Raw genomic sequence first — 18,881 nt, 5'->3', positions numbered from 1 at the left:
ATCAAGTGAAAGGCTTGTGACCGAAGGCTGCGGTCGCGCACCCAAAGAAGAATTTCCTGCAATTGGCTTCGAGACCCTCCGCTCGAAGAAATTCAGTGAAAGCAGCAGCATTGCCAAAACTGGTGCTGTACTGACCAATCATGGAAAAGTCCTGAGCGCCGTTCAGAAATAGCCGCTCCACCGTCGGCAAAACCTGTTTCAGGTGGAACATATAGAGCGGACGCAGAAACCACCCTTTCGGGTCAGACGCTTCTATCAAAGCAAATCGCCCGCCCGGTTTCAGAACACGCGCAACAAGAGCAGCTAGCGCCTGATGTTGGTCTGGGTTGAATGTCTTGAGGCCGAAAGTCGAGACAACGAAATCTGCGCTGGCAGTCTCTAGTTTGCTATCGAGTACGTTGTCCTCAATGAACTCGATCTTATGTGCCCGATGTCGATGCAGGCGATCGAGCGCGCGAACATGCATCCCCGACGAAATATCAATCGCTGTGATCTTCGAAAGTGTTGGTGCGGCCTTGAACAGATGTGGCCAGACTTCGCCGGTTCCCGCCATCAAATCGTAGCCAGTCGGATCGGGGCAGTCCGACAGGTCGAGAAGCTCAACACATTGTCGGCGCCACCGCTCGGTGAAGCCTAGCGAGCATGCATAGCTGAACGCGATGTATTTTCCAGAGCAACGATCGAACAGGTCTTTGACGAAAACCGGATCGTAAATGTCAGTCCCGGTGCGTTCGTCAATCATTGTGTGCCTCTAAAGAATAAACTTCGAAAGGTCCGCATTGCCTGCCAGCGTGCCGACCTTGTCGTCAACATAAGCCGCCGTCACCGTAAATGTTTCTCCAGACTTGTCGGGTGCATCAAAGCTGATCTCGTCCAGCAGGCGCTCAAGGATCGTCTGCAGGCGGCGGGCGCCGATATTCTCGACGCTTTTATTCACCGCTTCGGCAAGGTCTGCGATCCGGTCGATGGCCGCGTCCTCAAAGACCAGCGTCACATTCTCCGCCGCCATCAACGCTTCATACTGGCGGATGAGGCTCGCCTGCGGCTCCACCAGAATGCGGCGCAAGTCGTCGCGGGTGAGGGGCTCCAACTCCACGCGGATCGGCAGGCGGCCCTGAAGTTCGGGCAGCAGGTCGGACGGCTTGGAAACGTGGAACGCGCCAGAGGCGATAAACAGGATATGGTCGGTCTTCACCGATCCCCGCTTGGTCGAAACCGTTGTGCCTTCGATCAGCGGCAGCAGGTCGCGCTGTACGCCTTCGCGGCTCACATCGGCGCCGCCACGATCCTTGCGCGCGGCGATCTTGTCGATCTCGTCCAGGAAGACGATGCCGTCTTCCTCAACCGCGGCGACTGCCTCGCGGACGATCTGCTCCTCGTCCACCAGCTTGTCGGCTTCCTCATTGATTAGCGGCCGCGCCGCTTCCTTTACAGTCGTCCGCACACGGCGGGTACGCCCGCCCATGGCCTTGCCCAGCATGTCGCTCAGGTTGATCATGCTCATCGAGCCGCCCTGGCCGGGCAGGTCCAGCATCTGCATGGGGTTGCCCGTCTCGGCAAAGTCGATGTCGACTTCCTTGTCGTCGAGTTCGCCGCTGCGCAGTTTCCGGCGGAACACTTCGCGGGTCGAGCTTTGTGCTTCAGCGCCGACAAGCGCGTCCAGCAGGCGTTCCTCGGCCTTGTCGCGTGCGGCCTGTTCAACGCCGGCGCGCTTCTGTTCGCGGATCATGGAAACAGCCGCTTCCACAAGGTCGCGCACGATCTGCTCCACATCGCGGCCGACATAGCCGACTTCGGTGAACTTGGTGGCCTCGACCTTCAGGAAGGGCGCATTGGCAAGGCGCGCAAGGCGTCGGGAGACTTCGGTTTTGCCCACGCCCGTCGGCCCGATCATCAGGATGTTTTTCGGGGTGATCTCGCCGCGCAGCGCTTCGGGCGCTTGCTTGCGCCGCCAGCGATTGCGCAGGGCAATGGCAACAGCGCGCTTGGCGGCGGCCTGGCCAACGATGTGGCGATCAAGCTCGGAGACGATTTCGCGGGGCGTGAGATGTTTCATGGCGTGTCTGAATCTGTCTGTCGGAATCTGGGCAACGCTTGGAGGAAAAGGCTGCCTCGTTGGAGGAATCGTTGGAGTTTTTTTACACCGCTTCAGGTGGGAACATCCGGGCGGCAATGCCACCTCTGGGCAGCACTTTCAGCAGCGCGCGGCGCGCCGTGTGCCAGCCGCCACCCAGCGCAATGATGCCGGTGCCCAGCAGCAGCGCGGTGGCGATAAAGGTGGTCGAAACACCCCCGCCCATGGCGCTGACAACTTCGCCCAGCGCCAGCCAGAAGCTCAGCAGGCTGGAAACGATCAGTGCGCGCCGGTTCAGCGCCAGCGACAGCAGGCCCAGCAGGGCAAGGCCCGCCATGAGTACGACTGCCTGCGCTGTATCGGGGCTGGCGGTAGGGGAGCCCATCACCATGCCGCGAAGCCCCAGTATGATCTGCGGCGCCGCCGCCACATGCAGCCAGAACGCATTGTCGGAAAGCCGGCTGATGCGGCCCGGATCCCGTGCGTCAAACCAGATCGCCACAGTCAGCGTCGTCAGGCCGATAAGCAGGGACAAAAGCCCACCAAACACGAGCCCCGCATCCCCGAAGAAGCCGGCAAATGTGTAGGCCGCCGCTGCCGCCGAGACTGCCATCAGGAACATGCAGAAGGGCAGGCGGAAGCGCAGCCAGGCGAGCGCTGCAGCTGCGCCGCATCCAAAGAATGTGCCGAGTCCCGACCGGCCCAGCGTTTTCCAGGCGCCCGTCAGGCTGGTCACTGTTTCGGCATTCATGCCTGTGATGCCGCTGGAGATCATGCCGATGGAGAGGCCGGTATAGCCGGTGAAGATCGTGATCGCCGCCATGGTCGGAAGCAGCATCCGGCGGCGGCGCCCAAAATATTCGCCGATCAGCCACATGATGATTGCCACCGGCATCAGGATCATGGCGCCAAACGCGCCCGCCCGGCCACCGGTCACCATTCCCCAGAACTGAGGCCCGAAGAACAGCGCCGTCACCGCTGTGAGGCCCATCGCCAGGATCACGATCCCGATGGTGATGAAGATGTCGTTGAAGTTGTTCAGGAAGCGCAGGTTTTCCGGCTGACTTGCGGCGGCTTTTACAGCCGGGTCCGCCCGCGTCATCAGGAAGGCGTCGAGCCTGTTTGCCTGATCACGGGTAAGGATCCCGGCCTCTTCGGCCGCGCGGATGTCAGAACGGTCAAACATCCAGTGTTTCTACGCTGAAATGACTGTTGGTGTAGACGCAGATATCGGCGGCGATCTGCATTGCCTTTCGGCCGATCACCTCGGCGTCGTCCTCATAGTCGTAAAGGCCGCGTGCCGCCGCCAGGGCGTAGTTGCCGCCGGAGCCGATGGAAACGACCGGGAATTCCGGCTCCAGAACGTCGCCCGCGCCGGTGATCACGAGGGTGGAGTTCTTGTCCGCTACAATCAGCAGGGCTTCCAGCTTCTGGAGGTATTTTTCCGTTCGCCAGTCCTTCGCCAGCTCCACCGCGGCGCGCTGCAGCTGGTGGGGAAACCGTTCCAGCTTGGCTTCCAGCCGCTCGAACAGGGTAAAGGCGTCCGCCGTTGCCCCGGCAAAGCCGGCGAGAATCGCCCCGCCGGCGATCCGGCGCACCTTGCGGGCATTGCCCTTCATTATTGTCTGGCCCATCGACACTTGCCCGTCGCTGAGCATCACGAGTTTGCCATTCTTGCGCACGGCCAGAACGGTCGTTCCGTGCCAGATAGCCTTTGAATCCGCTGGATTTGTCATCCCGAACACATGGCGCCTTTGACGGGGCGGCGCAATAGTCGGGGGCCTGCGTCAGGAAATACAGAAGATTGTCACATAACTGTCGCCTGCTTCCACTATTTGGGGCGCGATACACCCCGGAAGGAAGTTCATGCTGCAGCAGCTTGGCCATCTGCCAATGGGCTGGCTCCTGATCGCGCTGATCGCGGTCTTTGCGTCCGGCGCATTCTTCCTTGGCCGGGTGCGTGCGGAACACTTCCTGCTTTCGGGCGCCGTTGAGCTGCACTCCCGCCCGAACTATCACGGCTACTTTGTCGCTATGTGGGCCGTCATTCCGGCGGTGGTCGTGGCGCTCGCCTACAGCATTGGCGCGGAAGGCATTTCGCGAAGCCAGCTTACCAGTGAGCTGCCTGCAGCTTTCGATCTGCTCTCGCCCGCCGAACTCACGGTGTATCTGGACTCCGTTTCCCAGGCGGCTGCCTCGAAGGATTATGCAGGCACTGACCGGGTCTTTTCGGCCGTTACCAATCGATACCTCGAAATTCGCGGCGGCCTGAACATTGGCGCGCTTGCCCTGATGATCCTCGGGGCAGGGCTAGGCTTGCTGCTGTCCCGCCGTCGCTTGGCTGCTGCCTTCCGCGCACGCACGCTGGTCGAGCGCGGCATGGAGGGCGTCCTCTTCCTCTGCGCCGCCGTCGCCATTGCCACCACAGTCGGCATCATCACCTCGCTGCTGTATGAAAGCCTGCAGTTCTTCCGCGCTATTCCGCTTTGGGACTTCCTGTTCGGCACGCGCTGGAACGCGCAGACGGAAGCCGAGTTCGGCGCGCTGCCGCTGTTCTTTGGCACCTTCATGATCGCGCTGATCGCAATGTTTGTGGCTGCGCCTATCGGCCTGTTCTCAGCGATTTACCTCTCCGAATATGCCGGCCCCAGGGCGCGCGCCTGGATCAAGCCGGTGCTGGAGATCCTCGCCGGTATCCCGACCGTTGTGTACGGCTTCTTCGCGCTTCTTGTGGTCGCCCCGGCAGTACGTTCGGCAGCAATCTGGGTCAACGAAACCCTGATCAATCTGGGCCTCGCCAGCGAGCCGTTGCTGGCGGCCCAGCCCACCAGCGCGCTGGCCGCCGGTCTTGTCATGGGCATCATGGTGATCCCATTCGTGTCGTCGCTATCGGATGACGTGATCAACGCTGTCCCGCAAACCCTGCGCGACGGGGCTTACGCGCTCGGCGCCACGAAATCGGAAACGGTGCGGCAGGTCGTCGTTCCGGCGGCGCTGCCGGGCATCATCGCGGCGCTCCTGCTGGCGGTGTCCCGCGCGATTGGCGAAACCATGATCGTCGTCATGGCGGCCGGCAAGTCGGCCCGCATTTCGATGGACCCGACCTCCGACCTTACAACGATCACTGTGCAGATCGTTTCGCTGATGACGGGCGAAACCGGCTTTGACGATCCCAAGACCCTGTCCGCCTTTGCGCTCGGTCTGGTGCTGTTCGCCGTCACGCTTCTCTTCAACGTGATCGCCCTGCGCGTCGTTCAGAAATACCGGGAAAAGTATGACTGATCAGACAGCCTCTCCTCTCTCCACGCCAGCGGCCATCAAGCGCCTGAAGCGCCGGCGCGCGGCCGATGTGCGCTTCCGTTATTACGGCATGGGCGCGATCCTGCTGGCGCTCAGCGCGCTGGTGCTGCTTGCTCTGTCGATTGGCTCTCAGGCAATCTCGGCGGCGACCTACAATGTCGTGCGCTACGAAATCTCGTTAGATCCGGCCATCGTGGCGCCGCCGGGTGAAGACACGCCCGAAGACATTGCGCGCAACGTCGATGGCTTCTGGGAACTGGCGCGGGATAACCTGCTGGCAACATTCCCGGAGGAGGACGCCGACCGCGCAAGCCGGACGGAACTTTCGGAATTCATTACGCGACTGGCCGTCCTGCCCACCGCCCGGAATGTTGCTGCCCATCCCCAGCTGATCGGGCACAGCATTAAGCTGACTGCTCCGCTTAATGACGACCTGGACCTTTACCTCAAAGGCCAGGCAGTGCCCGAACGCCGCGTGAAAGCAGGCGCAATATCTACCGTAACGCCCGATGAAGCAGGCTTCGCCACGCTGACCGGGCAGGGCGCCTTCAAGCCGGTGCAAACAGCAATGGCGACGCTGGAGAGCGAAGGCGTTGACCTCAGCCAGGGATCCGTCCTGCTCACAGCAGGCCGGGCGACGGGACGCCTCACGGGCATTGAAGCCGGAAACGCCCGCATCGAGCTGCTCACAGGTTCGCTGGACGCCTTCACGGGCGCTTCGGCCACCGCGCGCATCATCGCGCTGCCCGAAGCCCAGCGCACTGTTTCAGATCGGCAGATCGCCTGGACGCTCGCCTTGAAAGACATGGGCCGCATTTCCCGCGTGCCGCGCTGGACACTGCTGACGAATTCGGACTCGACCTATCCGGAACTCGCCGGTGGTCTCGCCGCACTTGTCGGCTCTCTGCTCACGATGGTCGTCACAGCGCTTGTCGCCATTCCGATTGGCGTGCTGGCAGCGGTCTACCTTGAAGAGTTCGCGCCGAAGAACCGGCTGACGGACTTCATCGAGGTCAACATCAACAACTTGGCCGCCGTTCCGTCGATTGTCTTTGGCCTGCTTGGTGCGGCGGTTTATCTGAACTTCCTAGGCATGCCCCGATCCGCGCCCTTGGTGGGCGGGCTTGTTCTGGCGCTGATGACGTTCCCGGTTGTGATCATCGCCTCGCGCGCAGCGTTGAAAGCCGTGCCGCCATCGGTACGGTCGGGCGCGCTCGCCATCGGCGCTTCGCAGATGCAGACGGTGTTCCACCACGTTCTGCCGCTTGCTGCGCCGGGCATCTTTACAGGCGCTATTCTCGGCATGGCCCGCGCGCTGGGTGAAACCGCGCCGCTGCTGCTCATCGGCATGGTCGCTTTCGTCGGCGATGTGCCCAAAGGCCCGACGGACGAGTCAACCGTCATGCCGGTGCTCATCTACAGTTGGTCGAACAATGCCGAACGCGCTTGGGAGCCGATGACCTCGGCGATGATCGTTGTGCTTCTGGCGGTACTTCTACTGATGAATGGTTTGGTGGTATTTCTGAGACGCAGGTACGAGCGGAGATGGTAATGGATACGGATCACACGCCGCAGCAGGCCGCCGGCACAGTGCTGGCCCCGGCAGCAGACGCGCCGCCCGCGCCGCCGCCGCGCATCGATTGCCGCGATATTCGCGTGTTTTATGGTGAGACGCAGGCCATCCACGGCGTGTCGATGGAGTTCCCGGATCGCGCGGTGACCGCGCTCATCGGCCCTTCGGGTTGTGGCAAGTCCACCTTCCTGCGCTGCCTGAACCGGATGAACGACACGATCGAGAGCTGCCGTGTCGAAGGCCAGATCCTTATGGATGGTCAGGACATCAATGATCATTCCATCGACGCCGTGCTCCTGCGCTCGCGCGTTGGCATGGTGTTCCAGAAGCCGAACCCGTTCCCCAAGTCGATCTACGACAACATTGCCTACGGCCCCCGCATCCATGGCCTCGCCGCCAGCCGGGATGATCTCGACGCAATCGTCGAAAAATCCCTGCGCCGCGCCGGCCTTTGGGAAGAGGTGAAGGACCGCCTCAGCGCGCCGGGCACTAGTCTATCGGGCGGCCAGCAACAGCGTCTCTGCATTGCGCGCGCGATTGCCGTGCGCCCTGAAGTCATCTTGATGGACGAACCCTGCTCGGCGCTCGACCCGGTCGCCACTGCGCGTATTGAGGAACTCATCGACGAGCTCCGCAAGCGCTACTGCATCGTCATCGTTACGCACTCGATGCAGCAGGCTGCCCGCGTCAGCCAGCGCACGGCCTTTTTCCATCTCGGGAATCTGATTGAAATCGGTGAGACGGAACAGATCTTCACGAATCCGCGCGAAAAGCGGACGGAAGATTACATCACCGGCCGGTTCGGCTGACGGAGGAACAGATGTCGGATCATATCGTTTCTGCCTATTCGGATGAGCTGGACCGGCTCTCCTCGGATATCATGCGTATGGGCGGCATCGTCGAAACGATGATCACCGACTCCTGCCGCTCGCTGAGCGCCAATGATCCGATCCTGTCGAAAGAGGTTATCGCGCGCGATCCCCAGGTGGACGTGATCGAAGCTGAGATCGAAAAGCAGATTGTCAGCCTCATCGCCCGCCGCCAACCGATGGGGCATGACCTGCGCATGATCCTCTCGGCACTGAAGATTTCCAATGAGATGGAGCGCATTGGCGACCTCTCCAAGAACATCGCCAAACGCTCCCTGCGGCTGGATGATCATGTCAGCATGGAAATGCGCAACGCGGTGCTGCGCATGTCGCGCCCTGTAGCGCGCCAGCTGAACGAAGTGCTTGATGCCTATGCCACCGGTAACTCCGTGCTCGCGCGGAATGTCTGGGCATCGGATGATGACATCGACCAGCATTATAACGCGGTGTTCCGCGAAATGCTGACCTACCTGATTGAAGATCCGCGCCGCATCACCGCTGGCGCGCACATGCTCTTTATAGCGAAGAACCTGGAACGGATGGGCGATCATTGCACCAATATCGCCGAGTTTGTCTATTACCAGGCAACGGGGGACTATCTGTCTGCCACGGATCGGCCAAAGCTGGACCAGGTATGATGGGCACCGGAACAATCCACCACGGAGCCAACTGATGAAACCCTATGTGCTTGTCGCAGAAGACGAAAGCGCTGTCTCGGAGCTCCTGCTCTACAATTTGCGCCGCGAAGACTACGATGTCGCCGTTGCCGCGGATGGTGAGGAGGCTCTGATGATGATCGAGGAGCGCGCTCCCGATCTTCTCCTGCTCGACTGGATGCTGCCAAAGGTCAGCGGCATCGAAATCTGCCGCCGCGTGCGGGCCACAGGCGTCAACCCGAACCTTCCGATCATCATGCTTACCGCGCGTGGCGAGGAGAGCGACCGGATCCGCGGGCTTGATACGGGTGCTGACGATTACGTCACCAAGCCCTTTTCGACCACCGAGCTGATGGCGCGTGTTCGCGCGGTTCTGCGCCGCATTCGCCCCGGCCTCAAGGAAGACCGTCTTTCGGTCGGCGATATCGAGATCGACCGTGTTGCCCACCGTGTTTCGCGCGGCGGCGCAGACATCCATCTCGGCCCGACGGAATTCCGCCTGCTCGACTATTTCATGCAACATCCTGGTCGCGTTTTCTCACGCGAACAGCTGCTTGATACAGTCTGGGGCTCGGATGTGTATGTCGAGGCGCGTACGGTGGACGTGCATGTCGGCCGCCTGCGCAAGGCGCTCCGTCAGGAAGGCGGGGACGACCCGATCCGTACGGTTCGTTCGGCAGGTTACGCGCTCCGCGCAGACTGAACCAAAACACAATCCAATAAAAAAGGCGGAAACCCAATCCGGGTTTCCGCCTTTTCTGTATCCGGATGAACCGAGAGGCGCTTAAGCGAAGAGTTCTGCGAGGAACGTCTTCAGGTAGGCAAAGCTGCGACGGTCGGCGTCGGCGTCGTAAATCGTGCCCATTTCCTTGTTGTTGGCGCCCTGCGTCGTGAAGGAGTGGTAGGCGTGGCCATGCGCGTGCAGCTGCCAGTCTGCGCCGTGGAACTCCTTGGCAATCGCCAGCACGTCTTCCGGCGGCGCCATAGGGTCGAGCCAGCCATGCTCGATCAGAACCTTCGCCTTGATCTTCGGCTCGGCAATGTTGGGCGCTGCGCCCAGCAGGCCGTGGAATGAGGCAACGCCGATCACGTCATGCCCTGCGCGGGCCATGTCGAGTACGGAGAGACCGCCGAAGCAGAAGCCGATCGCAGCCGCTTTCGAAGCGTCCACACCCGCCTGCGCCTTCGCTGCGGCAAGGCCGCCCGCAAGGCGTTTCTGAAGCTCGGCGCGGTCGCCAGCCAGCGGGTTCATCAGCGCCTGGCATTCTTCCACGGTCGTGCCGCGCTTGCCCTTGCCATAAACGTCCATGGCGAACGCGGCATAGCCGAACTCTTTCGCCACGATGCCGGCCTTCTGCTTTTCATTGTCCGTCAGGCCGCCCCAGGCATGGGCAATTGCCACCACGGGAACATTCGTCTTGCCTTCGGGCATGACGAACCAGCCTTCATAGGTCTTGCCGTCCACCTGATATTCGACTGCGCTCATGGGAGGTCTCCTCTGTATCTGCTGCCAGAGTGGATAGAGGGGTTCCGCTGCGGGTATCAAGCGCTGGGTGGCGATTAGTATGCGCTTTCTAGACTTTTTCCCTAAACCCAGCCCCATGAACCAAGCTGCCAGGGAGAAACTCATGGCCAAGAAAACCACCAAAACCGCCGCCCGCACCAAAGCAGAGGCCGCAGGCAAGGCAATCGAGGCGCACTCCACCGAGATGGCGTACAAGATCTGGCTCGCCGGCGTCGGCGCCTATGGCAAAGCCTACGACACCGCCCTTGCTGGCGCGACCGTCGTGAACAAGCAGTCTGCCGAAGTCTTCGAAGACCTCGTCAAGCGCGGCGCCGCCATCGAGCATGACGTTCGCGCCCGCCTCGCAGGCAATGAGGGTTTCACCAAGGCTACCGGCAATGTTGCCAAGGCCGTCGAGACAGCCCGCGAGTTCCAGTCGAAAGCGCAAACCCAGTTTGAAGCCCGCATGGAGCGCATGCGCGACCTGCTCGGCGTCAAAGGTCTCGGTACGGCGCGTGAAGCCTTCGCCCGCCGCGTCGATAAGCTGGAAGATGAAGTCGCCAGCGTCACGGCAAAAGCCCGCGCCAAGGCAAACGATCTTCACCTGAAAGAGCGTATCGCCCGCCTCACCACCGAAATCGAAGCTGTTGCTTCGGAAACCGGCGCGGACGTTGCCAAGACTGCCAAACGCGTCGCCACCCGCGCTTCCAAGGCTGTGAAAGCCGCCATGGAGCCGCTGGAAGCGGAAGCGGCAGACGACCTGACGCAGATCACCGGCATCGGTCCGGCGATGGCGAAAAAACTGAATGCTGCCGGCATCACGCGCTTTGCACAGCTGGCCGCTATGAAAAAGGCCGAGCTTGAAGCGCTCGACGCAGAGATCGGCGCCCGTGGCCGCGTGCTGAAGGGCGAATGGGCGAAGCAGGCAAAGAACCTCGCCAGCTAAATCCACCATCCGGGATCGGGCAGGCTGCCAGAAAGGTGGCCTGCTGGTCTCAGATAGTACGCATCAGGACTTTGTTTCCTCGAAATGACGGATCATGTCGCCCAGCGCGGCAGGCCCTGCCGCGCCCATATAGGGCACGATGAGGCACATCACCTGAAACACGGTCTTGTGGATCAGGGCAGGGCCGTCATGGGTTTCCCGGGAGAGGGCATCCCCCGCCAGCCAGAAGGTCAGCGTGGTGATGATCTGATCCGTAAGCGGATCCTTCAGGCGAGGGTCGATGTCGATGGCGTCCAGCTTCGCAAGGTCTTCGAGGATACGGAGAATGGTCTGGCGCTTCTCGGCAATCAGGCTGCGGAAGCGTCCGGCCAGGTCGGGATAGCGGGCCAGAAGCCCCGCCAGATCCCGGTAGAAGAAGCGGAAGTCGTATATCTCTTCCAGCAGGATGTAGATGTAAACCCAGTTGTCGTCGATCGAGGCAACGCCCCCGCTGGAGCCGCGCAGGATAACGCGCATCTCCTCTTCAAACCGGTCATATAAGGCTCGGATAATCGCGTCCTTGCCCTTGAAGTGATAATAGAGGTTACCCGGACTTATCTCGAGCGCGTTGGCAATATCGACAGACGAAAGCTGCGCTTCTCCTTCTTCATTGAAGAGGAGCAGGCTCACCTGAAGGATACGGTCGCGTGTTTTCATGGGCTTTCAGAGCAGTTTGACAGAGAAAACTGACTGTGAAACGAATTTTGTCATAAACTTTGCCGTGTTCTCTTTCAGGAAAAGAAAGGGATCATGGTTAAAACCGGCGGCTGGGAGTGGTCCTGGTGACAGTCCGGAGGACCCTGGGGAGGAATACCGTGACGTCGCCTAAAGACGAAATCGCCCGAAATGCGGCCGAAAACACCGCTGCACTGAACCCGCTGCTTGGCGGCTTCAACCGGCAGGAACTGCTTGGCGCCGTCGCCATGATGCTGCGCTCGACCATGACCAATCCGGTCACCACCGCAAAGATGGTTGGCAAGATCACCAACGAAAACACCCAAATCCTGCTGGGTAAGTCGACCCGCGCGGCCGACAAGAAAGACCGCCGCTTCAAGGACCCCGCCTGGGAACACAATCCCTTCTACAAGCGTGGCATGCAGGCTTACCTTGCCACGCAGGAACACCTCCACAACTGGGTAAACGAAGTTCAGATGGGGGAGCTGGAGCAGGCGCGTGCCAAATTCGTCATGGGCATGATCACCGATGCGATGGCGCCCACCAATACCCTGGTCGGAAATCCTGCCGCCACGAAACGCGTCGTGGACTCTGGCGGCCTGTCTCTGCTCAAGGGCATGAAAAACCTGTATGACGACCTCACCAAGAATGGCGGCCTCCCGGCTCAGGTGGACAAACGCCCCTTCAAGGTCGGTGAGAACCTGGCCACGTCAAAAGGGCAGGTGGTCTGGAAAAACGAGATGCTCGAGCTGATCCAGTATCAGCCGCTGACGGAAAAGGTCCACAAGACCCCGATCCTGATCATCCCCCCACAGATCAACAAGTTCTACGCCATGGACCTGACGCCGATGACGTCCATGGTCCAGTTCCTGCTCGCCATGGAACAGCAGACCTTCGTTATCTCCTGGCGCAATCCCACGAAGAAGCACAAGGATTGGAGCCTGGCCGACTATATCGACAGCCTGATCCAGGCGAGCGAAGTCGTCCGCAAAATTACCAAATCGCCCAAGCTTAACGTCTCCGGCGCCTGCTCGGGCGGCATCACCACCGCCACCTTCGCCAGCCTTCTTGCCGCCGCCGGCGACAAGCGCATCAACTCGCTCACCTTCATGGTCTGCGTGCTGAACCCGCAGCGGGACGACAGCGATATCGGTCAGATCGTTTCCGATGGCAGCCTCGAAATCGCGCGGAAATATTCAAAGTCACGCGGCATCCTGAAGGGCGATGACCTTGCCCGTATGTTCGCCTGGATGCGTCCGAACGACCTCATCTGGAACTATGTCGTCAACAACTACCTCATGGGCGAAGATCCGCCGCCCTATGATGTGCTCTACTGGAATAACGACACGACCAATCTTCCGGCCCAGCTCCATTCGGACTATCTGGATGTGGCCCTCCAGCAGCCATTCGATAATCCGGGCACGGTAGAGGTTGCGGGCCATATGGCAGACCTCAGCAAGGTTACGGCAGATGCGTTTGTCGTCGCAGGCGTGACCGATCACATCACGCCCTGGAAAGCCTGCTACCGCACGCCCGCGCTGCTCGGCTCGAAGAATGTCGAGTTCATTCTCTCCTCCAGCGGCCACCTGCAATCCCTGATCAATCCGCCGGGCAATCCGAAGGCGAAGTATTTCCGCGGAACGGAAATCAAGCCGACGGCGGATGAATGGGCCGCAAATGCGCAGGAGCAGGCCGGTTCCTGGTGGCCGCTCTGGGGGCAGTGGCTGAAAGAGCGCTCCGGTCCCCTGAAAATAGCACCTAAAGAGCTTGGCAACGAGGCCTTTCCGCCCATTTATGCGGCGCCCGGCCGCTACGTCTTCAACGACTGAGCGCCAAACGCGAGGAACCGCTGATGTCGTCTGGAACACGCGAACCTGTCATCACGATGGAGGATGTCGATGGCATCCTCCTGCGCGCGGCCTACTGGCCGCTGGAGGGGCGGGAAGGCGGGCGTCCGCTGGTCTTCTTCAACGGGATCGGCGCCAATCTGGAGCTTGCCTCCGGCCTCGGAAACATGTTCCCGGACCGCGCCATTCTCACGCTGGATGTGCCCGGCGTCGGCCTCAGTCCGGTCACCCAATGGCCCTATCGCCACTGGATGCTCGCCCGCTGGATCCGCAAATTGGTGGACCGGTTCGGCATCGATGAAATGGATGTGATGGGCGTCTCCTGGGGCGGCGCGCTGGCCCAGCAGTTCGCCTTCCAGTATCGCAGCCGCGTCAAGCGCCTCATCCTATGTGCCACCACCGCCGGCGTCACCATGGTGCCCGGCCGCCCGGCCTCGCTCACCAAGATGGTCGACACGCGCCGCTACACCGATCCCGAATTCATGCGCGAGAATTTTGCGGCCCTCTATGGCGACCTGGCGGACCCGTCGGCCGACAGCCATATCAGCAACCTGCTGCCGCCGGACCCCAAGGGCTATCTCTACCAGCTTCTGGCCTTTGCCGGCTGGTCCAGCCTGCCGTTCATCCGTTTCCTGAAGATGCCGGCGCTGGTCATCATGGGAGACGAGGACTCCATCGTGCCTCTCGCCAATGGCCACATCCTGAACTTCGCGCTGCCCGATTCCCGCCTGCGCGTCATTGAAGGTGGCGGTCACCTGTTCCTGGTGACGCGCTCGGAAGAGACGGCGGATATCATCCGCGAATTCTTCGATGAGGACGAGATGGCCCTGTCGCCAGCTGCCTGAGGCAGCCCGAAGGCCAAGCCTCGATCAGTCGTTCATCAGCTTCTCGGCCTGGATGCGAACCGAGGTGTAGTCCACCTTGCCGGTACCCAGAACCGGGATTCCATCGACCTTGAAAACCCGTCTCGGCACGGAAATTTCCGGCACGCCATGGCGCTGCGCCCAGATCAGCACGGCGTCGCGGCTCGCCTCGGGGGCGTCCGTCAGCAGGATCACCTGTTCGCCCTTTTTGGGGTCGGGCAGGGTGACGGCAGCGTGCATATTGTCCGGCCACACAGCAGCGGCGCAATTTTCGACCACGGCCAGAGAGACCATCTCACCGCCAATCTTGGCGAAGCGTTTCACGCGGCCAAGAATTCGGATGAAGCCATCTTCGTCGAAGGCCACGATATCGCCCGTGTCGTGCCAGCCATCGATCAGTCGCTCGATCACACCGGGGTTTGTCGCGCGCACATAGCCCATCATCACGTTCGGGCCCCGGATGTGCAGGCGTCCGCCATCGGGAATGCCCTCCACGGGGACCAGCCTGGTCTCCATCTCGGCCATCAAAACACCCACCGTTCCCGGACGGTTATCCTCCCACTTGTTGGCCGCCGCTACCGGAGAGCTTTCGGTTACGCCATATCCTTCGAGGATCTCGATATTGAATTTGCGGCGCACATAGTTGCGCGTTTCGTCCTTCACGCGTTCTGCGCCGCAGACGGCAAGGCGAATGCTGTCGAGATCGCCATCATTGGCCGTGCGGGCATATTGCGAGATGAATGTGTCGGTCGCCAGCAGCAGCGTTGCCCCGCTCTCCTTGATGCGCCGCACGATTTCCTTCGGCTGCAGCGGTGAGGGGTGGAACAATACCTTGATGCCCGCCACCAGCGGCAGTACGGCGCCCACGGTCAGTCCGAAGCAATGGAAGGTCGGTAGCGGATTGAACAGGATGTCTGTGTCCGGCCCCAGTCCGATATGCGCGCGCACCTGTTCTACATTCGCCATGATGTTCTCATGGCTGAGCACCACGCCCTTGGGCTCGCCCTCGGTGCCCGAGGTGAACAGGATCACGCCCGGCTTTTTGTAGTTTGGCTTGGCCGCCACCATGCCGGGCAAAATCATGCCCGCCACCGCCGACAGCTTGTTGCCGAGCGACAGGTTCTCGCGCACGTCCTCCAGATAGACGATTTCGGCAACCTTCGAGAGTTCGCCGATCAATTCTTCCAGCCCGCCCAGCTCGACGAATTTGTGCGCCGTCACCACGCGTTTCACCTTCGCCGCCTTCAGCGCGGCTTTCAGGTTCCGCGCGCCGGCGGTGAAGTTCAGCATGGCGGGCACGCGGCCATAGGCGGATACGGCATAGAACGCGATCACCGCGCCGGCGCCGGAGGGCAGCATGATGGCCACCGCTTCGCCCTTGCGCGTGCCCTTCTTCAGGGCGCTGCCCAGTGCAAATGCGCCGCGGATGATTTCCTTGTAGCTGAGTTCCCGCTCGTCGCCGTCAACGAGGATGGCGCGGTTAACGCCAAACTCGCGCGAGGCGCGAATGAGCGCGGAAAACATGTCGGTCCGGGTGCGCTGCGGCTTATACTCCAGCGGCGCGGGCACCAGCGGGATCATCGATTGTTGCATGGGTTTCCGCCCTGAATCGCTACGGTCTCTGCCGATTTATGAAATATTCTGTCATGTTGCGTCATATCTGCAACATATATTCCCAGTCTCGCATGGGTCTTCTGCGGTGTCCCCCGCTTGATGGAATCGTGCCGAAAGGCCATTTTGCGCTCATGGCCAACCTCATCGATGCCCGCACCGGCGCCCCGCGCCCCCGCCACCCCGAAAAGCAGGGGCGGCCCGATACGCCTGTGCTGCGTAAGCCTGAATGGATTCGCGTGAAGGCGCCGACCTCCGAAGGCTATTCGGAAACGCGCAATATCGTGAAGTCCAAGGGACTGGTCACGGTCTGTGAAGAGGCCGGCTGCCCCAATATCGGCGAGTGCTGGGACAAGAAGCACGCGACCATGATGATCTTGGGTGAGTTCTGCACGCGCGCCTGTTCCTTCTGCAACGTCGCCACCGGCAAGCCCAAGCCCGGTGTGGACGAGGACGAACCGCGCCGCGTCGCCGAAGCCGTCGCTGAGATGGGCCTTTCCCACGTTGTCATCACCTCGGTGGACCGTGACGACCTGGAAGACGGCGGCGCGATGCACTTCGTCAACACGATCAACGCCATCCGCGCGGCGGCCCCGGCCACCACCATCGAAATTCTCACGCCGGACTTCCTGCGCAAGGATGGCTGGGAGAACCGGGTCATCGATGCCAAGCCGGACGTGTTCAACCACAATCTCGAAACCGTTCCGCGCCTCTATCTCTCCATCCGCCCCGGCGCGCGCTATTTCCACTCCCTGCGCCTCCTGCAAAAGGTGAAGGACCGCGATCCCTCCCAGTTCACCAAATCCGGGCTCATGGTCGGCCTCGGTGAAACGAAGGAGGAGATCATGCAGGTGATGGACGACATGCGTTCCGCCGGCGTCGATTTCATCACTATCGGCCAGTATCTCCAGCCGACGCGGAAACACGCTGCCATTGATCGCTTCGTCCCGCCGGACGAGTTCAAGGCGTATGAAGAAATCGCCCGCGCCAAGGGCTTCCTCATGGTCTCGGCCAGCCCGCTCACGCGCTCCAGCCACCATGCCGGGGAAGACTTCGAGCGCCTGCGCGCGGCTCGCGAAGCCCAGCTTGCCGCCCGCAAGGCCTAAGGCGCCCCGTGCCGCGTTTCACGAAGACCCTCCGTGTGCCCTATGGGCCAGACCAGTGCTTTGCTCTGGTCTCGGACATTGCCGCCTATCCGCGTTTCATCAAATGGATCACGGCCTTGCGCGTGTCGGAGCAGCGTGAGGCAGGCCCCGGCGTGAATGAATGTCTGGGCGAAGTCGTCGTCGGCTTCAAAGGCTTCACCGAGCGCTTCTCCACCCGCGTCGTCGCGGATGAGCCCGCCGCCCGCGTCACCGCCGCCCTTGTGCGTGGCCCGTTCCGCAAACTCTTTGCCGAATGGCGCATTACCGAAAGCGTCGCGGGCGCCTCGGATGTGTCGCTGGAAATCAATTACGAATTCAGGAACCCCGTGATCGGTTTCCTCGCCGCCGCCAATCACGATCTCGCGGTAGACCGTATCCTGAGCGCTTTCCTCGAAGAAGCCCGCCGCCGGTATTCTGCCCCGCTCGCCTGAGGGCGCTCAGCGCATCTGCGCCTGGATCATGTTCAGCGCGGTCTCAACCGATGCCATGCGGATCGCGTCGCGGCCGATGTCGCCCAGTTGCAGCATCTCATGGATGATCGCGCGGTTCTCACGGGCGCAGGCAATGTGCACCGTGCCCACAGGCTTCATCGGCGTCCCGCCACCTGGCCCGGCCACGCCGGTAATCGAGACAGCAATGTTCGCCCGGCTGTTCGCCATCGCGCCTTCCGCCATCATCCGCGCGACGGGTTCGGACACCGCGCCGAAATCGGCCAGCACATCGCCGGGCACGCCCAGCATCTCTTCCTTCGCCTTGTTGGAATAGGTGACAAAGCCGCGATCCACCACGGAGGATGAGCCGGGGATCTCCGTCAGCAGCGCGGCGACAAGGCCGCCCGTACAGCTTTCGGCGGTGGCGATCTTCAGGCGGGCGCGCTCGGCATCGTCGAGCACCAGCATGGCGAGGTTGCGAAGACGTTCTGGAAACATGGCTCCTGATTAGCGCTCCCTCAGTTTCCCGTGAAGACCGGTTTTCGCTTCTCGATGAAGGCGGCGGCGCTTTCCTTCGCGTCGGCGGTCTGCATCAGGCGGCGGATTTCGGTGATCGCCCATTTGCCGGCATCGCGCCAATCGGGGTCCAGCGTCCGGCGCAGGCCCGCCTTCAGCGCGCGCACCGCCTGAGGCGGGTTCGCGGCGATCTTCTCCGCCAGCGCCAGCGCCGTGGGCAACAGATCGTTTTGCGCTACCACGCGGCTCACCAGCCCGATTGCCTTGGCTTCTGCCGCGTCAATCACATCGCCGGTAAACAGCAGCTCGCTGGCTTTCTCCCGGCCGACAAGTTGCGCCAACCGCCCCAGCCCCGGCGCGTCGCAGCAAAGCCCGCGCGTCACGAAAATCTCGCCAAACTTCGCTGTGTCCGCCATCACGCGAATGTCCGCCATGATCGCCAGCTCCGCGCCCCATCCCAGCGCAAAGCCGTTGATCGCCGCGATCACCGGAATATCCGTATGCAGAAGGGCGTCCGCCGCTGGGGTCAGCCCGCCCGTGTCTTTCGCCCTGGCCGCCCGCTCCGGCGTTACCGGCGCGCCCTTGGAGAGGATCTTCTTCACGTCATCCCCGGCGCAGAATGCGCGGGTGCCCGATCCCGTAATCACAATGGCCCGTGCATCAGACGTGCGCACCGCATCTTCCAGCGCGTCATACAGTTCGTAATCCAGCGAATTCATCGCCTCAGGCCGGTTCAGCGTCAGAACCGTCACATGCCCGCGCTTCTCGGTAATCAGAATATCGTCCACGCTTTCCTCCCGGTCTTCTTTTGAGCGGAAGGCTCTCATGAAGC

At 61.6% G+C, this 18,881-nt stretch carries 19 protein-coding genes; 10 read left to right on the top strand and 9 right to left on the bottom strand.

Annotation, left to right across the window (positions count from 1 at the left end; genetic code table 11):
* Nucleotide 1 precedes the first annotated feature (1 nt).
* The 4 genes from K1X12_RS13170 to hslV all read right to left on the bottom strand — a co-directional run bounded on the left by K1X12_RS13170 (nt 2) and on the right by hslV (nt 3,810).
* Entirely contained in the window at nt 2–742 is a 741-nt protein-coding gene (locus K1X12_RS13170) for a class I SAM-dependent methyltransferase (protein WP_220988025.1), read from the bottom strand.
* Between the two features lie 9 nt (nt 743–751).
* Nucleotides 752–2,056 carry an ATP-dependent protease ATPase subunit HslU gene (gene hslU, locus K1X12_RS13165; RefSeq protein ID WP_220988024.1) on the bottom strand — a complete coding sequence of 435 codons (1,305 nt, stop codon included), beginning with the start codon at nt 2,054–2,056 and terminating at the stop codon, nt 752–754.
* An 82-nt stretch (nt 2,057–2,138) separates the two neighbouring features.
* On the bottom strand, nt 2,139–3,260 hold the full coding sequence (locus tag K1X12_RS13160) for a hypothetical protein (RefSeq protein ID WP_220988023.1): 1,122 nt from the start codon (nt 3,258–3,260) through the stop codon (nt 2,139–2,141).
* Nucleotides 3,253–3,810 (bottom strand): ATP-dependent protease subunit HslV, encoded by a 558-nt coding sequence (gene hslV, locus K1X12_RS13155; RefSeq protein ID WP_220988022.1) that lies wholly within the window; start codon nt 3,808–3,810, stop codon nt 3,253–3,255. Before hslV ends, K1X12_RS13160 begins: the two co-directional genes overlap by 8 nt.
* A gap of 130 nt (nt 3,811–3,940) precedes the next feature.
* On the opposite strand from hslV, the gene pstC reads away from it, so the two are divergent.
* Genes pstC through phoB form a run of 5 tightly spaced genes read left to right on the top strand, consistent with a single transcriptional unit; the run spans nt 3,941 to nt 9,175 of the window.
* Nucleotides 3,941–5,356, top strand: coding sequence for a phosphate ABC transporter permease subunit PstC (gene pstC / locus K1X12_RS13150; protein ID WP_220988021.1), 1,416 nt, complete (start codon nt 3,941–3,943; stop codon nt 5,354–5,356).
* On the top strand, nt 5,349–6,926 hold the full coding sequence (pstA, locus tag K1X12_RS13145) for a phosphate ABC transporter permease PstA (RefSeq protein WP_220988020.1): 1,578 nt from the start codon (nt 5,349–5,351) through the stop codon (nt 6,924–6,926). The genes pstC and pstA overlap by 8 nt, the downstream gene beginning before the upstream one ends.
* Nucleotides 6,926–7,756: a phosphate ABC transporter ATP-binding protein PstB gene (pstB, locus tag K1X12_RS13140; RefSeq protein ID WP_225907978.1), complete on the top strand. Its 831-nt coding sequence runs from the start codon at nt 6,926–6,928 to the stop codon at nt 7,754–7,756. The genes pstA and pstB overlap by 1 nt, the downstream gene beginning before the upstream one ends.
* Before the next feature lie 11 nt (nt 7,757–7,767).
* Nucleotides 7,768–8,454: a phosphate signaling complex protein PhoU gene (gene phoU / locus K1X12_RS13135; RefSeq protein ID WP_220988019.1), complete on the top strand. Its 687-nt coding sequence runs from the start codon at nt 7,768–7,770 to the stop codon at nt 8,452–8,454.
* A 34-nt stretch (nt 8,455–8,488) separates the two neighbouring features.
* The gene (gene phoB / locus K1X12_RS13130; protein ID WP_220988018.1) at nt 8,489–9,175 is read left to right on the top strand and encodes a phosphate regulon transcriptional regulator PhoB; all 687 of its coding nucleotides are present in this window, start codon (nt 8,489–8,491) and stop codon (nt 9,173–9,175) included.
* 81 nt (nt 9,176–9,256) lie between these two features.
* Here phoB and K1X12_RS13125 read toward each other — a convergent pair whose 3' ends face one another.
* On the bottom strand, nt 9,257–9,958 hold the full coding sequence (locus K1X12_RS13125) for a dienelactone hydrolase family protein (protein ID WP_220988017.1): 702 nt from the start codon (nt 9,956–9,958) through the stop codon (nt 9,257–9,259).
* 142 nt (nt 9,959–10,100) lie between these two features.
* Between K1X12_RS13125 and K1X12_RS13120 the strand changes: the two genes are divergently transcribed.
* On the top strand, nt 10,101–10,922 hold the full coding sequence (locus K1X12_RS13120; protein ID WP_220988016.1) for a helix-hairpin-helix domain-containing protein: 822 nt from the start codon (nt 10,101–10,103) through the stop codon (nt 10,920–10,922).
* Nucleotides 10,923–10,985: 63 nt separating this feature from the next.
* Here K1X12_RS13120 and K1X12_RS13115 read toward each other — a convergent pair whose 3' ends face one another.
* A complete protein-coding gene (locus K1X12_RS13115) occupies nt 10,986–11,618 on the bottom strand; it encodes a TetR/AcrR family transcriptional regulator (protein WP_220988015.1) in 633 nt (210 codons plus the stop codon).
* Nucleotides 11,619–11,776: 158 nt separating this feature from the next.
* Between K1X12_RS13115 and K1X12_RS13110 the strand changes: the two genes are divergently transcribed.
* Nucleotides 11,777–13,465, top strand: a complete 1,689-nt coding sequence (locus K1X12_RS13110) for an alpha/beta fold hydrolase (RefSeq protein ID WP_220988014.1) — start codon at nt 11,777–11,779, stop codon at nt 13,463–13,465.
* A 23-nt stretch (nt 13,466–13,488) separates the two neighbouring features.
* Entirely contained in the window at nt 13,489–14,328 is an 840-nt protein-coding gene (locus K1X12_RS13105; protein WP_220988013.1) for an alpha/beta fold hydrolase, read from the top strand.
* A gap of 24 nt (nt 14,329–14,352) precedes the next feature.
* Here the strand turns inward: K1X12_RS13105 and K1X12_RS13100 are convergent, their stop codons facing one another.
* Nucleotides 14,353–15,939, bottom strand: coding sequence for an AMP-binding protein (locus tag K1X12_RS13100; protein WP_220988012.1), 1,587 nt, complete (start codon nt 15,937–15,939; stop codon nt 14,353–14,355).
* A 152-nt stretch (nt 15,940–16,091) separates the two neighbouring features.
* On the opposite strand from K1X12_RS13100, the gene lipA reads away from it, so the two are divergent.
* Together lipA and K1X12_RS13090 are read left to right on the top strand one after the other, a co-directional pair.
* Nucleotides 16,092–17,063 (top strand): lipoyl synthase, encoded by a 972-nt coding sequence (gene lipA / locus K1X12_RS13095; protein ID WP_220988896.1) that lies wholly within the window; start codon nt 16,092–16,094, stop codon nt 17,061–17,063.
* Between the two features lie 8 nt (nt 17,064–17,071).
* Nucleotides 17,072–17,533, top strand: coding sequence for a type II toxin-antitoxin system RatA family toxin (locus K1X12_RS13090; RefSeq protein ID WP_220988011.1), 462 nt, complete (start codon nt 17,072–17,074; stop codon nt 17,531–17,533).
* 6 nt (nt 17,534–17,539) lie between these two features.
* Here the strand turns inward: K1X12_RS13090 and K1X12_RS13085 are convergent, their stop codons facing one another.
* Nucleotides 17,540–18,031 carry a CinA family protein gene (locus K1X12_RS13085; RefSeq protein ID WP_255563940.1) on the bottom strand — a complete coding sequence of 164 codons (492 nt, stop codon included), beginning with the start codon at nt 18,029–18,031 and terminating at the stop codon, nt 17,540–17,542.
* Nucleotides 18,032–18,051: 20 nt separating this feature from the next.
* Nucleotides 18,052–18,837, bottom strand: coding sequence for an enoyl-CoA hydratase/isomerase family protein (locus tag K1X12_RS13080; RefSeq protein WP_220988010.1), 786 nt, complete (start codon nt 18,835–18,837; stop codon nt 18,052–18,054).
* Between the last annotated feature and the right edge of the window lie 44 nt (nt 18,838–18,881).

The organism is Hyphomonas sediminis (assembly GCF_019679475.1).
GTDB classification, from domain to species: Bacteria; Pseudomonadota; Alphaproteobacteria; order Caulobacterales; family Hyphomonadaceae; genus Hyphomonas; species Hyphomonas sediminis.
Note: the sequence above shows the minus strand (reverse complement) of the source record. Positions and strands in the feature narration are given on the sequence as shown.

What these genes read in the sequence shown, in the direction of transcription:
- phoB (WP_220988018.1), top strand. Translation starts at nt 8,489, where the DNA reads ATGAAACCCTATGTGCTTGTCGCAGAAGACGAAAGCGCTGTCTCGGAG.
- lipA (WP_220988896.1), top strand. Translation starts at nt 16,092, where the DNA reads ATGGCCAACCTCATCGATGCCCGCACCGGCGCCCCGCGCCCCCGCCAC.
- pstB (WP_225907978.1), top strand. Translation starts at nt 6,926, where the DNA reads ATGGATACGGATCACACGCCGCAGCAGGCCGCCGGCACAGTGCTGGCC.
- pstA (WP_220988020.1), top strand. Translation starts at nt 5,349, where the DNA reads ATGACTGATCAGACAGCCTCTCCTCTCTCCACGCCAGCGGCCATCAAG.
- pstC (WP_220988021.1), top strand. Translation starts at nt 3,941, where the DNA reads ATGCTGCAGCAGCTTGGCCATCTGCCAATGGGCTGGCTCCTGATCGCG.
- K1X12_RS13105 (WP_220988013.1), top strand. Translation starts at nt 13,489, where the DNA reads ATGTCGTCTGGAACACGCGAACCTGTCATCACGATGGAGGATGTCGAT.
- K1X12_RS13115 (WP_220988015.1), bottom strand. Translation starts at nt 11,618, where the DNA reads ATGAAAACACGCGACCGTATCCTTCAGGTGAGCCTGCTCCTCTTCAAT.
- K1X12_RS13120 (WP_220988016.1), top strand. Translation starts at nt 10,101, where the DNA reads ATGGCCAAGAAAACCACCAAAACCGCCGCCCGCACCAAAGCAGAGGCC.
- phoU (WP_220988019.1), top strand. Translation starts at nt 7,768, where the DNA reads ATGTCGGATCATATCGTTTCTGCCTATTCGGATGAGCTGGACCGGCTC.
- K1X12_RS13125 (WP_220988017.1), bottom strand. Translation starts at nt 9,958, where the DNA reads ATGAGCGCAGTCGAATATCAGGTGGACGGCAAGACCTATGAAGGCTGG.
- hslU (WP_220988024.1), bottom strand. Translation starts at nt 2,056, where the DNA reads ATGAAACATCTCACGCCCCGCGAAATCGTCTCCGAGCTTGATCGCCAC.
- K1X12_RS13085 (WP_255563940.1), bottom strand. Translation starts at nt 18,031, where the DNA reads ATGTTTCCAGAACGTCTTCGCAACCTCGCCATGCTGGTGCTCGACGAT.
- K1X12_RS13100 (WP_220988012.1), bottom strand. Translation starts at nt 15,939, where the DNA reads ATGCAACAATCGATGATCCCGCTGGTGCCCGCGCCGCTGGAGTATAAG.
- K1X12_RS13170 (WP_220988025.1), bottom strand. Translation starts at nt 742, where the DNA reads ATGATTGACGAACGCACCGGGACTGACATTTACGATCCGGTTTTCGTC.
- hslV (WP_220988022.1), bottom strand. Translation starts at nt 3,810, where the DNA reads ATGACAAATCCAGCGGATTCAAAGGCTATCTGGCACGGAACGACCGTT.
- K1X12_RS13160 (WP_220988023.1), bottom strand. Translation starts at nt 3,260, where the DNA reads ATGTTTGACCGTTCTGACATCCGCGCGGCCGAAGAGGCCGGGATCCTT.